This is a genomic window from Actinophytocola sp. (genome assembly GCF_035634895.1).
Taxonomy (GTDB): Bacteria; Actinomycetota; Actinomycetes; order Mycobacteriales; family Pseudonocardiaceae; genus Actinophytocola.
In genome coordinates this window covers 114,297-126,683 of sequence record NZ_DASQCC010000010.1, presented here as the reverse complement: position 1 = coordinate 126,683, position 12,387 = coordinate 114,297, and the positions used below count along the sequence as shown (strand labels likewise).

Annotated in this window: 14 protein-coding genes; 9 read left to right on the top strand and 5 right to left on the bottom strand. The window is 70.5% G+C overall.

Translation table 11 applies throughout. From position 1 onward, the window contains the following. The first annotated feature begins 52 nt into the window (after positions 1-52). The 3 genes from VET29_RS02305 (at position 53) to VET29_RS02295 (ending at position 2,394) form a co-directional block, all read left to right on the top strand. Entirely contained in the window at positions 53-931 is an 879-nt protein-coding gene (locus VET29_RS02305) for an oxidoreductase (RefSeq protein WP_324913850.1), read from the top strand. A 175-nt stretch (positions 932-1,106) separates the two neighbouring features. After that, positions 1,107-1,316: a tryptorubin family RiPP precursor gene (locus VET29_RS02300; RefSeq protein ID WP_324913848.1), complete on the top strand. Its 210-nt coding sequence runs from the start codon at positions 1,107-1,109 to the stop codon at positions 1,314-1,316. A 61-nt stretch (positions 1,317-1,377) separates the two neighbouring features. Next, entirely contained in the window at positions 1,378-2,394 is a 1,017-nt protein-coding gene (locus VET29_RS02295) for a cytochrome P450 (RefSeq protein WP_324913846.1), read from the top strand. Positions 2,395-2,738: 344 nt separating this feature from the next. Here VET29_RS02295 and VET29_RS02290 read toward each other — a convergent pair whose 3' ends face one another. From VET29_RS02290 to VET29_RS02275, 4 genes are all read right to left on the bottom strand, one after another. Further along, positions 2,739-3,509, bottom strand: a complete 771-nt coding sequence (locus VET29_RS02290) for an ESX secretion-associated protein EspG (protein WP_324913844.1) — start codon at positions 3,507-3,509, stop codon at positions 2,739-2,741. A gap of 10 nt (positions 3,510-3,519) precedes the next feature. Next, complete coding sequence (locus tag VET29_RS02285) at positions 3,520-4,698, bottom strand: hypothetical protein (RefSeq protein ID WP_324913842.1); 1,179 nt, start codon at positions 4,696-4,698, stop codon at positions 3,520-3,522. Continuing rightward, positions 4,695-5,042: a hypothetical protein gene (locus tag VET29_RS02280; RefSeq protein WP_324913840.1), complete on the bottom strand. Its 348-nt coding sequence runs from the start codon at positions 5,040-5,042 to the stop codon at positions 4,695-4,697. The genes VET29_RS02285 and VET29_RS02280 overlap by 4 nt, the downstream gene beginning before the upstream one ends. A gap of 290 nt (positions 5,043-5,332) precedes the next feature. Then, positions 5,333-6,466 carry a tetratricopeptide repeat protein gene (locus VET29_RS02275; RefSeq protein WP_414636431.1) on the bottom strand — a complete coding sequence of 378 codons (1,134 nt, stop codon included), beginning with the start codon at positions 6,464-6,466 and terminating at the stop codon, positions 5,333-5,335. A 179-nt stretch (positions 6,467-6,645) separates the two neighbouring features. On the opposite strand from VET29_RS02275, the gene VET29_RS02270 reads away from it, so the two are divergent. The 6 genes from VET29_RS02270 to VET29_RS02245 all read left to right on the top strand — a co-directional run bounded on the left by VET29_RS02270 (position 6,646) and on the right by VET29_RS02245 (position 11,058). Then, positions 6,646-6,939, top strand: coding sequence for a hypothetical protein (locus VET29_RS02270; RefSeq protein ID WP_324913871.1), 294 nt, complete (start codon positions 6,646-6,648; stop codon positions 6,937-6,939). A gap of 50 nt (positions 6,940-6,989) precedes the next feature. After that, positions 6,990-7,415: an ATP-binding cassette domain-containing protein gene (locus VET29_RS02265; RefSeq protein ID WP_324913838.1), complete on the top strand. Its 426-nt coding sequence runs from the start codon at positions 6,990-6,992 to the stop codon at positions 7,413-7,415. Next, a complete protein-coding gene (locus tag VET29_RS02260) occupies positions 7,412-7,837 on the top strand; it encodes a S26 family signal peptidase (RefSeq protein WP_324913836.1) in 426 nt (141 codons plus the stop codon). Before VET29_RS02265 ends, VET29_RS02260 begins: the two co-directional genes overlap by 4 nt. Positions 7,838-8,204: 367 nt before the next feature. Then, entirely contained in the window at positions 8,205-9,587 is a 1,383-nt protein-coding gene (locus tag VET29_RS02255) for a TrpB-like pyridoxal phosphate-dependent enzyme (protein WP_324913834.1), read from the top strand. Beyond that, complete coding sequence (locus tag VET29_RS02250) at positions 9,584-10,420, top strand: hypothetical protein (RefSeq protein WP_324913832.1); 837 nt, start codon at positions 9,584-9,586, stop codon at positions 10,418-10,420. Before VET29_RS02255 ends, VET29_RS02250 begins: the two co-directional genes overlap by 4 nt. A gap of 5 nt (positions 10,421-10,425) precedes the next feature. Further along, positions 10,426-11,058, top strand: a complete 633-nt coding sequence (locus VET29_RS02245; RefSeq protein WP_324913829.1) for a LysE family translocator — start codon at positions 10,426-10,428, stop codon at positions 11,056-11,058. A 60-nt stretch (positions 11,059-11,118) separates the two neighbouring features. Here VET29_RS02245 and VET29_RS02240 read toward each other — a convergent pair whose 3' ends face one another. Beyond that, positions 11,119-12,270 carry a 4-hydroxybenzoate 3-monooxygenase gene (locus VET29_RS02240; protein ID WP_324913827.1) on the bottom strand — a complete coding sequence of 384 codons (1,152 nt, stop codon included), beginning with the start codon at positions 12,268-12,270 and terminating at the stop codon, positions 11,119-11,121. Between the last annotated feature and the right edge of the window lie 117 nt (positions 12,271-12,387).

Sequence of the window (12,387 nt, the reverse complement as noted above, 5' to 3'; positions counted from 1 at the left end):
AGTGATGCCACTGAGTGCAATCACTCGAGCCCTTCGAACACCCGCGGAGCCCATGATGAAGTTCACCACCGCCGACCTCCCTGACCTGACCGGCAGGACGGCGATCGTGACCGGCGCCAACAGCGGTGTCGGGCTCGCGACGGCCCGCGCACTGGGTGGCGCCGGCGCCAGGGTCGTGTTCGCCGTCCGTGACGTCGAGAAGGGCCGCGCGGCCGCCGGTACGACACCGGGCGAGACCGAGGTGCGCGAGCTCGACCTCGCCGACCTCGGCTCGGTGCGAGCGTTCGCCGCGCACTGGCGGGAGCCCATCGACCTGCTGATCAACAACGCCGGCGTGTCGGTGCCGGACCTGCGCCGCACCGCCGACGGGTTCGAACTGCAGTTCGCCACCAACCACCTCGGCCCGTTCGCCCTGACCAACCTGCTGATCGAGCACGTCACCGGCCGCGTGGTGACCGTCTCGTCACAGGCCGAGCGAGTCGGCCGCATCGACTTCGACGACCCCCACGACGAGCACCACCCCTACCAGCCGGCCCGGGCCTACAACCGGTCCAAGCTGGCCAACCTGCTCTTCACCGCCGAGCTCCAGCGCCGCCTCGACCAGGCGGGCTCGACAGTGCTGGCGCAGGCGGCCCATCCCGGCTTCGTCGCGACCCAGATCTACGCCGGCAGCGGCCGCCTGGCCAAGCTCCTCGTCAGGCTGGTGGCACAGACCCCCGAGCAGGGCGCCCTGCCCGTCCTGTACGCGGCCGTCGCCGACCTGCCCGGCAACAGCTTCACCGGACCGAGCTATCTCGCGCACATGCGTGGGGCACCGGAGCTCATCAAGCGTTCCGCCACCGCCGGGGACCCGGCCGTGGCCACACGACTCTGGTCGCTTTCCGAGCGGCTCACCAACACCCGGTTCCCGGACCCGGTCCGGCGATCCTGACCGTCGGGTCACCTTTCCAAAAGTTTCGGTGCTCCGGGTCGCCATTGACCAGCGCTTCCACCAATTCAAAAACGGCCATTTTCCTATGTCCCCGGAAATTAACGCGCCGTTGATGTGACGGGTGCCGTTACGGTGTCCCGACCGGCGCGCCGACCGTGGCGAAATCGGAATCGGCGTGACATTTCCGGAGAAATTCGTTCGTGAGTGGGAAACCGTGAAAAGCGGGACCACGGCTTGTCTTGACCAGGATGCGGACGATCCACTACTGATGGAAATGTTCACACCATCGGCACTGGAGGCAAGCATGAGAGTGGTCACGCTTCTCAAGCGCAAGATCGGTTCCCGCAAGAGCCTGAAATCGCACGCCTGGTACATCTGGTACTAAGTCGATCGGCCCGGATCCGGTAGGCCGGGTCCGGGTGCCGATTCTTTCCGGGGAGATCGTCGTGCGTGTCCCGACCAGCGTCAACAACGCGACAGTGTTCGCGCCGCGTATTCGGCGGCTGCTCGACGATCACCTCGGGGACGGCGTGTTCCGCATCGACGCGGACACCGTCGGGGTGGCCGATCCCGCCGTGATGGACGCGGTGCTCCGTGCCCGGCCGGCGGGGCCGGCCGAACGGCCGACCTTCAAGCCCTTGCGCGGTAAGGAGATAAGCCGCGCCGAGGCGGCCGCGGTGATGCAGGCGGTCGGCCAGGACGTGCGGCGCGCGCTGAAGGTCGCCGAGGGCACACCGGATCTCGCGGGAACCTGGCCGCACGTGGCCCACAACTACCTGCGGGACCTCGTGTTCGGCACCGACCCGTTCCGCCTGCGGGTGATGGTGGACCGGACACTGGAACTGACCACGAAACTGACCTGGACGACCATCGCGGCCGGCGCGGCGCTGCCGGGCCCCCGCTCGGGATCGGCGCTGGCACAACGGGTTCATGGCGGGTACGCCGAACGCAGGCACGCGATGGGCATGTACCGCCGGGCGGCGGCGCCGGTGTGCTTCACGGTGTCGGCACTGGTCACCAACGCACTGTGGCTGGGTGCGCCGTTCGCCGACGTGCCCGACGCGTACGTGATCGCGGAGTCGGCGCGGCTGCTGCCGCCGTCGTGGAACATCCTGCGCGTCGCCTCACCGGAGTTCGCCGACCTGCACCCACTGATCCGGCCGGACGACGACGTGCTGCTGCTGCCGCTGCTGTCCCACCGCGACCCCTCGCTGTGGGACGAGCCGGCCGCCTTCCGGCCCCAGCGCTGGGCGACGCTCGACCCCGAGGAGCACCCGGGCTACGTGCCCTTCGGGCATCGCAACGAACGGTGCTGGGGACGGCACATGGTGCTGCCACTGGCGGAACGACTGCTGCGGATCGTGCGGGCGACTGGCCTCGCGGTGCATCCGCGGCAACGCACGGCGCACGTACCGCTGGCGGGTCTACTCGGCGTCGACGACCTTCGGGTGGTGCACACGTGACCATCGTGGCGAGCCACCGGACGCCCGGCGGAGGTGGACCGGCACGCGACGCGTGACCTCGGCGCCGCCGGGGCAGGAGGGCACCACCGTCATCGTCGGGGGCCGCACCGTCCACGCCTGCCCTGGCGCAGCGCCTGGAAAAGCGCCCGGGCACCGCGAGTGCCACCAGCACCGGCCGCAGTGACCGCAGTCCGGCCGAACTCGGTGAGCACGTACCGCGGCAGTGGGCCCTGCCGGGCGACGATGGCCGCGAGCGTGGGCTGTTGCGCTCGGCTCCGTGGGAGCCGGAGGGTGCGACTCTCCGGCCACACGCGGTCCGGAACCGGCCGGCGGGAACGACGGGTTCAGCGGGTGAGTGCGTGGTGCATCTCGTGGAGCCTGGTGGCCAGGTCGGCCCTGCTGGCGGGTGCGAGGAGGATCCGGTTGTCCCCGCCGGGAAGTGGCGTCATGAGGTTGAGCCAGCGGCCGGTGGGAGTGTCGGCGTAGCGCAGCGGGTGCTGGCAGGCCCGCCTGGGGCCTATGTGGTCCCGGCACGCGACGAAGAGCTGTCCACCGCCGGTGGTCGGCTGGCTCGTGATGCGTTGTGCCAACCGGATCTCCCGGCCGGCGGCCATGGTGCGGACGCCGCTCTCGCTGGTTCGCCGGCCGTTGACCGCCGCGGCTGCTTCCGACCGCAGGAAGCTGACCGCGCCGCCCCTGCCGGGCGGCACGTCTGCGGTCTGCCGGACCAGGGCCTCTGCCAGGGTCTTCGCACCGATCTGGCGCAACCGCACGTCCTCGCCGTCGCGGACCGCGAGGACCCCCTCCTTGCCGACCGCCGCGGCGAGCACGGCCTTCGTGCGGTTCTCGGCATGGATCCAGCCGTAGAACTCGGTCCCGGACCGGCAGAGCACCGCCAACGACGACGCCACCTCCACGTCGACGCGGCCGTGGCGGTCGAACAACCCAATCGACGCCAAGTGGTCCCGGAGCGCCTCGTCGAACGCGTCCCGATCCTTCCGGGGCCGCCAGACCGCCGGCGGCCTCAGTGCCACGTGCGGTTCGCCGAGGTTCTCCATGGCGACGAGCCGGACCAGCGCCTCGGCCGACAGCGTGAGCGGTTGTGGTAGCGCCATCTCCTGTCGCCTACCCGCCGATCACCGGCGGCGCCGTGGTCTGGTCGTTGCCGAACAACTCGTCCGGGTCCGCCTCGACCAGGAAGGCCGGTCGCCGGTGCTCGAGGTCGTCCTCCGACTCGCTCCGCCTGCCGGCGCCGACGGGTCCGCCAGCGCCGGCACGTCCGGTGCCGGCACGTCCGGCGCCACGCGCGGCCGGGCTCTCCGGCCAGGCCGGGCCCCGGCCTCGTACGCCGGGGTCGCTCACAGGTCTCGCGACGGCCCCGCGCGGACCGCCGAGCCCACCGGGCTCACGCGGTCCGCCCGGCACGCCGCCGCGCGTCGCGTCTGCGCCCAACCCGTAACCGACACCGACCGGCCCGAGCGGCGGACCGGCACGCGGCCCGTCGAGCGACGGCGCGAGACTCTGCTTCGGTGAAGCGATGTCCAGCGGTGCCACGCTCGCTGCCGCCGTGCCGGTGGACTCCGCGCGGGTGCCCGCCAGGCCGGCGTCGGCCGCGGCGGACTGCGACGGGTTTCCTGCCCGCGATTGCGACGTCGAGGCCGCTTCGCCGGCCGGCGCCGAGTCGGCGGCGGGTTGCCCGCCCTGACCTGCCGGCGGTATGCCGGTGGTCGTGGTTTCCGGAATCGGCGCCCCCGATGGAGGCAGTTCGTGAATGTGAGCGTCACCGAGCGACGGAAAGGACGCGAATGCCGCGGGAATCTGGGTGAGCATGTCGACGTTGCGTCGAGTGGCGTCCTCGTACCGCGTCATCACGGCGACGTTGTTGTCGTTCGCGCTCTGGGCCGCGGCCAGCTTTTTCTCGTAGTCGCCCTGAGCGTTGCCCAGGCTGAAGACGTTGTCGAAGAAACCGGGCTTCTCGGGTACGGGTGGCACCGGAACCACCGAGTTCTTGGCGACCAGGAATTCCTCTGCCTGCTGTTCTATCGACCTTCCCGCGTTACCGAGCTGCGGTATCGCCAGCGCGAGCCTGTTCGCCAGGGGACCGGCCCCGCGGCGTGCGGAGTCGGCGGCGTCGCCCTGCCATGCCCTTTCCATTTCCGCGGCCAGGCGGTCCAACCGCTGAGCGCGGTCTGCGTAGCTGACCGAGAGCCTCATCGTCGCGACGCCACTTGTCTGCAGACCACTGAAGTCCCCGCGTGTGAAGCTCTCGTAGATCTCCTGGCCCGACATCGGTGCGCCCATCATCCGTCCCCTTCGCGAGAGAACGCGGCCCTGACTCCGTCCTCGGTCACGGACATCTGCAGCCGGCTCGCCGCGAGGTTCCGCGCGTAGTCGGTCGTGTACCGGGCCATCTCGTTGTTGTGGTGGTGGAACACGCCGAACGTGGCACCCAGCGCGACGAAGTAGCCGGCGGTGACCACGTCGTGGGCGGACGGCCGGAGACCGTGGACGGCGTGGGCCAGCAGCGTCCCGTCCTGTTCGATTTCATCCCGCTGTTCTCGCCATCCACCGATGACTCCGTCGAGCCCACCGAGATCGGCGAACGAATATCCACTCGGCTCAGCGTTGTCGGCACCCGGGTAGGACATGTTCCCCCAATCATCGTGCCTGCCGAAGAGAATCCTAACCTGGCGATCGGCAGTCCGTGACACCTTCTCCGAATACACGACACGGACGACGACACCCGGCTGGCGCTGATTCAAGAAAAGACAACCCGATCGGAGTATCGGAAGATCCGATTCTCCCGGCGGTCGCCGACGGGGATATCCACGGCACCGGTCACGGGAGCGTTCTCGACCGGCCGCCGCCGGCTCGGCGTGTCACTGTCCGGTCGGGCGATCTTCGACGCCCGCACCGTCGCCCACCCCGGCCAAGCCGTTCAGGAACCGCGGGCGATCAGGGCGCGGAGGTCCTCTGCTTCACTCGTGTCGATGTCGGTCAGCAGGGTGAGTGCGGCGTGCCAGTGGGCGTGGGCGGCGTGGGTGTCGGCGAGCCGGCACATGGCGTGGCCGAGGGTGCGGAGGCTGCGGGCCTCGCCGAGGCGGTAGCCGGTCTTGTTGTGGACGGTGCGGGCCTCCTCCGCCAGCCGGGCGGCTTCCGGGACGGACCGGGCGGCCAGGGCGTTGTCGGCGAGGGCGGTCAGCGCCTGGCCTTCCTGCAGGCGGTGGTCGGCCCCGCGGGACAGGGTCAGCGCCGCGTTGGCATGTTCGCCGGCGGCCTCGTGGTGGCCGAGGCTGGTGTGGGCGCACGCCAGTCCGACGAGTGCGTCCAGCTCCCCCATCAGCTGGCCGTTGTCCGTGGCCAGGCGGTGGGCGTCGCCGTGTCTGCGCAGGGACTGCCCGTGGTCGCCCTGGGCTTGGTGGATGGCGCCCAGGCTCACCAGCACCGCTGTCTCGGTGTGGCGGGCACCGACCTGCCTGGCCAGCGAGAGCGCCTCGGTGGCGAACGCCATCGCGTCGTCGTGGTGGCCCTTGTCGGTGTGGACGCCCGCGAGGCTGTCCAGGATTCCCGCCTGGCTGCCGAGCTCGTTGACGGCGCGGCTGATGGCCAGCGCCTCCGTCAGGTATCCGACGGCCTCCGTCAGCGAACCCAGGTAGCGGTGCACGTTGCCCAGGCAGTGCAGGACCATCGCGGTGTTGGTCGGGGAGACCGACTCGCGGCCGAGCTCGTGTGCTCGGCCGAACAGGCCGGCGGCCTCGGCCAGGTCACCGAGCACGGCGTGGGTGACGCCCAGGTTCATCAGGTCGAGCACCTGTTTGCGGCGTGCGCTCAGCCGGGTGTTGATGTCCAGGGCCTGGCGGAAACACGTCGCGGCGTCGCGCAGTCTCCCGGTCTCGCGGTGGATCGTGCCCAGGCGTCCCAACACGGTCGACTCGCCGTCGGTCCAGCCTGCCTTCAGCGCGAACGCCCGTGCCGAGGCGCAGTGCTCGATGGCCGGCTCGTACTGGCCAAGCCCCGCGTGGGCCTCGGCGAGGCTGAGGTGGGCCGACGTTGCCAGCAGCGGGTCATCCACCTCGGTGGCCGCCCGGAGCGCGGTCGACGCGACGGTGAACTGCTCCGACGCACGTCCGCGGCCGGGGAAGTAGCCGCGGATCGCGTCGGCGAGCAGGCAGGCCAGCGTGGCGTGCCGGGTGTCGGCGGCGTGCTGGACGGCGGAGGTGAGGTTGGGCAGCTCCGCCTCCAGCCACCGCAGTGCCCCTGATCCGGCTCTACGCCGCCGAACGCGCGACGGACGAGGAACGTCCCGCCGACCGCGAGCACGCGATGGGGAACCTGCTCGCGTACTACCTGCGTGCCGCCGACGCGGCCCGGGAGGCCCTCTACCCGCACCGGATCCGTGTCCCGCCGCGTGAGCCGCCGGCCGCCGACCCAGTGACCGTCGAGTTCGCCGACTCCACGTCTGCGGGACCGGATCGGCGTGGTGTTCCAGGACTACGTGAACTACGACCTGTCCGCGGCGGAGAAACGTCGCGCTCGGCGACCTGACCGCGCTCGGCGACGAGACCCGCCTGCGGGAAGCCGCCGGGCGCGCGGGTGTGCACGACACGCTCGCGGCGCTGCCGCGCGGCTACGACACGATGCTCAGCCGTACCTTCACCGACAACGCCGACCCGGGAACCGGCGTCGCGCTGTCGGGCGGCCAGTGGCAGCGGGTCGCGCTCGCGCGGGCGTTCCTGCGCGTCGGCCGCGACCTGCTGATCCTCGATGAACCGAGCTCCGGCCTCGACGCGGAGGCCGAGCACGACCTCCACACCCGCCTTCACGAGCACCGCGCCGAACGCACCAGCGTGCTGATCTCGCACCGCCTCGGCGCCATCCGCGACGCCGACACGATCGCCGTGCTCGACGAGGGACGGGTCACCGAACTGGGCGACCACGCGGCACTGCTGGCCCACGGCGGCGTGTACGCCCGGCTGTACCGGTTGCAGAGCAAGGGATACCTGCAGGAGGTACCGGGATGATCGTCGTGCTGGCCGTGTCCCTGGCGCTCGCCGCCGCCGCACTGACCTGGCTGCGGCTGCGACTGGTCGTCGTGACCGTCCGCGGGGACAGCATGGTCCCCACCCTCCGCTCCGGCGACCAGGTCCTGGTGCGGCGCAAGCCGTTGCGTGCCGTGGCGGCGGGTGCCCTCGTGGTCTTCGCCCGCCCCAGGACGACCGAACCAGGCTGGATGATCAAGCGCGCGATCGCCGTCCCCGGTGACGTGATCCCGCGCGCCAGGGTCGCCACCCTGTGGAGCTACCCGGGCAACCGGGTGCCCGCCCACCACATGGTGGTACTGGGCGACAACCGGGACGAGAGCTACGACTCCCGGCATTTCGGCTACGTCAAGGAACCCGCCCTGCTGGGCGTCGTGCACCGAATCTCCCGCCGGGTCCCCTGACGCGCGCGCATCCGGTGCCGCGTTCAGGCCCACCCAGGCGATGCCGGCACGCCGAGGAACATACCGGCGGCCATGACCGTATTATTGCACGATCTATTTTTTCACCCCAACAGACTAATATTCCCGCGCACGTCCACTATTTGTCACGCTTCGTGATATCCGCTGGTCAGCTGTCCGGATTGGGTGTCACCAATCGTGCGATAACCGTACACGCAATCAGTCAGTAATTGCCACCGCACCGGTTGAGTATCACTGAATTCTGACTCAACTGCCGTCGATTCACTCGACCAAGGTAATTACCCGTGAAATCATCTGGGCACACGACAACCACCCTTCGCGCAGACTCCCCTGCATTCAGGAGGCAGTAATGGTCGACCGGGTCCGGTTTCTTCTCGACGAGGATGACATCCCCACCACCTGGTACAACCTCGCCGCGGATCTGCCCCCGCTTCACCCGCCGCTGAACCCGGCCACCGGGCGTCCGGTCACCAGGGACGAGATGGCCGCCACGATGCCAGAGCCGGTCATCGAGCAGGAGCTGAGCACCGAACGCGAATGGGAGATTCCCGAACCGGTGCGCCAGATCTACGCCCAGTGGCGGCCCTCGCCGCTGCACCGGGCCCGTCGGCTCGAGGCCGAGCTGGGCACGCCCGCGCGCATCTACTACAAGTACGAGGGCGTCGCGCCGACCGGCAGCCACAAGCCCAACACGGCGGTCGCGCAGGTCTACTACAACAAGCTGGCGGGCAAGCGCGGGCTCGTCACCGAGACCGGCGCGGGCCAGTGGGGCAGCGCGACCGCACAGAGCGCCGCCATGTTCGGCATGTCCGCCAAGGTCTACATGGTCAAGGTGAGCTTCACGCAGAAGCCGTACCGGCGGTCGCTGATGGAGACGTTCGGCACCGTGTGCGTGCCGAGTCCGAGCGTCGAGACGGCGGCCGGCCGGGCCGTGCTGGCCGAGGACCCCGAATGCCCCGGCAGCCTGGGGATCGCGACCTCGGAGGCGCTGGAGGCCGCTTCGACGGACGACTCGCTCGGCTACGTGCTCGGCAGCGCCGCGAACCACGTGCTCGGCCACCAGACGATCATCGGTCTCGAGGCGATCCGCCAGTTCGAGCTGGCCGACGACTACCCGGACATCGTCATCGGGTGCGCCGGCGGCGGCAGCAACCTGGCCGGACTCTCCTTCCCGTTCCTGGGGCAGAAGCTGCGGGGCGGCCAGGACGTGCGGCTCATCGCGGCCGAACCGGCCGCCTGCCCGACGCTCACCCGCGGCACGGTCGCCTACGACTACGCCGACAAGGCCGGCCTCACCCCGCTGTTCCGCATGCACACCCTCGGCCACGGCTTCGTCCCGCCGACCTTCCACGCGGGCGGCCTGCGCGCGCACGGCATGGGCCAGCTCGTCAGCCGGGCGGTCGAGGACGGTCACATGGAGGCCACCGCCGTCACCCAGCGGCGCTGCTTCGACGGCGCCGTCCTGTTCGCGCGGACCGAGGGCATCCTGCCCGCACCCGAGTCCACCCACGCCATCCGCGTGGCGATCGACGAGGCGATGCGGTGCCGCGAGGAGGGCCGCCAGCAGACCATCCTCTTCGGACTCTCCGGGCACGGGCACTTCGACCTGACCGCGTACGAGCGCTACTTCGCCGGCGAGCTCGACGACACCGTGCTGGACGACGAGACCATCGCGGCGGCGAAGGCGACCATCCCCGAGCAGGTGTGGGACGTCGAGGAGCCCGCGGCATGACTTCGGACAGCTGGGGTTGGCGGGCCAGGATCGGGATCCTGGTCATCCACGCCGACCCCGTCCCGGAGGCGGAGATCTGGGCGATGGCGCCGCCGGGGGTGACCGTGTACGCGGCCCGGTTCGTCAGCCCGCGCAAGCGAGGGTCGGACTTCCAGGGCGACCACGCCGCCGCACTGGCGGACTCCCCCGACATCGCCCGCGGGCTGGCGCACCTGGGCCAGCTCCGGCTCGACGTCATCTGCCTGTGCTTCGGTTCGAGCAGCTTCCTCGCCGGCGCCGGGTTCGACGAGCGGTTCGCGGTGGAGGCGAGCAACCGGGCCGGCGGCACGCCGGTCACCACCGCGCCGCTCGCCATGCTCGACGCCATGGCCACGCTCGGCGTGCGCAGGCCGTACCTGGTCACCCCGCCGTGGTTCACCGCCACCAGCTACGCCGCGGCCGAACGCTACTTCGCCGACGTGGGCGTCACCTTCGCCGGCCAGACCCGGTTCGACCTCGGCGTCGGCTGGCGCGACCGCGAGACCTACGAGATCTGGGACCTCGGCGGGCAGTGGGAGGTGCGCCCGGAGGAGGTGTACCGGCAGGTGCGCGCGTCCACGCCGGCACACGCGGACGGGATCCTCCTGCCGGGCAGCGGGTTCCGCACGCTGGAGGCGGTCGAACCGCTGGAGCGCGACCTCGGGCTGCCCGTCGTCACGTCCAACCAGGCGTGCCTGTGGCAGTGCCTGCGGATGGCTGGCGTGCTCGACACCGGCATCGGCGCGGGCACCCTGTTCAACCACCGGCGGCTCCCCTCGGTCGCGGAGCGTGCCCAGTCCAGAAAGGCGGGATAACGGAAATGCCAACCCTGTCCACAGTCCTGTTGTTCGTCGCGGCGACCATGGCACTGCTGATCGTGCCCGGCCCGGCGGTCGTCTACATCGTCACCAGAACGGTGGCGCAGGGACGGGCGGCCGGTCTCCTGTCGGTGCTCGGCGTCCACGTCGGCTCCATCGTGTACGTGTTGCTCACCTCGCTCGGCATGTCCGCGCTGCTGCTGGCGTCGCCGACGGTGTTCCAGATCGTGAAATGGCTCGGCGTCGCCTACCTCGTGTGGCTGGGGATCCAGAAGCTGCGCGCGCGACGCGCCGACGACGGCACGGTGGCGGAACCACCGCCGATGTCGAACGCGCGGATCTTCGCCCAGGGCGTCCTGGTGAACGTGCTGAACCCGAAGACCCTGGTGTTCTTCGTCGCGTTCCTGCCACAGTTCGTCGACCCGGCCCGCGGCCCGGCCGTCTGGCAGCTGCTGTTCTTCGGCATCGGGTTCATCGTGCTCGGCATCCTCAGCGACGGCTCCTACGCCATGCTGGCCAGCGTGCTGTCCGGCCGGCTGCGCAGCACCGCCAAGGCCCGCCGCAGGCTGGACCTCTCCAGCGGCGCGATCTACATCATCCTCGGTGCGATCGCCGCCGCGGTCAGCCAGGCCTGACCCCGGCATGTCGTCGCCGGGACAATCCCGTCCCGGCGACGACGTCCGGCCGGTGCCGGCTCAGTTCTCCGGAGTCCGTGGCTGGACGAGGTTCTCCAGGTTCGCCCTGGCGACCTGCCTGAGGAACTCCCCGCGGTGGGCGGCGTCACCGGAGTCGTGCATGGCGTCGGTCATCCAGACCGCGGCCGCCTGACGCTCCCAGGTGTGGGTCAGGCAGGTTTGCGAGTAGCTCGCCAGCAGACTCGAGTCGTCCTTCTCCACCTGGTGGACGACCGCGCGGGCGAGCACCTCGGCGTCGTGCAGCGCGAGGCTCATCCCCTCCGCGCTCATCGGGGAGATCAGGTGCGCCGCGTCCCCGAGCAGGTGCAGCCTGCCGTAGCTCATGGGACTGAACACCACACCGCGCAGCGGCACGACCTGCTTGCTGGCGATCAGCCCCCGCCGCACGGGTGCGCCGAACCGTGCTTCCAGCTCGCGCCAGACCCGTTCGTCCGGCCAGTCCCCCGCATCGTCGGTGACCGGGCACTGCAGGTAGACGCGGCTCGCGTTCGGCCCGCGGGTGATCTGTGCGGCGAAACCCCGGGAGTGCACCGCCATCACGGCGAGCGGATCGGCCGGCACGTCCGTCAGCACCGCCAGCCAGGCGTACCCGAACTCGTGGGTGTGGCAGGTGAGGACGCCGTCGGGGACGGAGGTCCTGCTGACGCCCTGGTAGCCGTCGCTGCCGGCGACGAGGTCACAGCCGACGACCCTGGCCGCGCCCGCAGCGTCCCGGTAGCGCACCAGCGGGTGCTCGGTGTCGAGGCCTTCCAGTGCGACGTCCTCCGCCGCGAAGCGGAGGTCACCGCCGTCGCGCAGGAAGATCCGGATGAGGTTCCGGACGAGGACCTGCTGCGTGACGAAGCCACCCGCCGCGTCCTCGTCGTCGATCCGCCACTCGCGCCTTTCCCCGTCGATGATCAGCGGCATCGGGGCGTCGGAGGAACTGTGGCTGGGGCCCTCCACCGCCTCCCCCACGCCCCATTCGTGCAGCATGCGCACGCCGCGGGCGTCGAGCGCCCCGGCTCGCTGCCGGTTCTCGACGTACTCCCGGCTGTGCTTTTCCAAGATGACGCAACCAATGCCGCTGCGCAGGAGGAAGGTGCCGAGCGCGAGCCCGGCGACCCCGCCGCCCACGATCACGACGGTGGCGTGCTCGTCTGCCTGAGTCATGTTGTTCCTCGGGAAAGAGATGGTCGTCGACAACCAGGCCGACGGGTGAACTGTCGATCACCACTGTGAGCCCGCCAGAGATTGCCGTCCACCGATAGTCAGCCGTCCGGTAACGGA

Coding starts and splice junctions, on each gene's coding strand:
- VET29_RS02285 (WP_324913842.1), bottom strand. CDS start 4,698: ATGATGGGCGCACCGATGTCGGGCCAGGAGATCTACGAGAGCTTCACA.
- VET29_RS02245 (WP_324913829.1), top strand. CDS start 10,426: ATGCCAACCCTGTCCACAGTCCTGTTGTTCGTCGCGGCGACCATGGCA.
- VET29_RS02240 (WP_324913827.1), bottom strand. CDS start 12,270: ATGACTCAGGCAGACGAGCACGCCACCGTCGTGATCGTGGGCGGCGGG.
- VET29_RS02250 (WP_324913832.1), top strand. CDS start 9,584: ATGACTTCGGACAGCTGGGGTTGGCGGGCCAGGATCGGGATCCTGGTC.
- VET29_RS02255 (WP_324913834.1), top strand. CDS start 8,205: ATGGTCGACCGGGTCCGGTTTCTTCTCGACGAGGATGACATCCCCACC.
- VET29_RS02290 (WP_324913844.1), bottom strand. CDS start 3,509: ATGGCGCTACCACAACCGCTCACGCTGTCGGCCGAGGCGCTGGTCCGG.
- VET29_RS02260 (WP_324913836.1), top strand. CDS start 7,412: ATGATCGTCGTGCTGGCCGTGTCCCTGGCGCTCGCCGCCGCCGCACTG.
- VET29_RS02305 (WP_324913850.1), top strand. CDS start 53: ATGATGAAGTTCACCACCGCCGACCTCCCTGACCTGACCGGCAGGACG.
- VET29_RS02280 (WP_324913840.1), bottom strand. CDS start 5,042: ATGTCCTACCCGGGTGCCGACAACGCTGAGCCGAGTGGATATTCGTTC.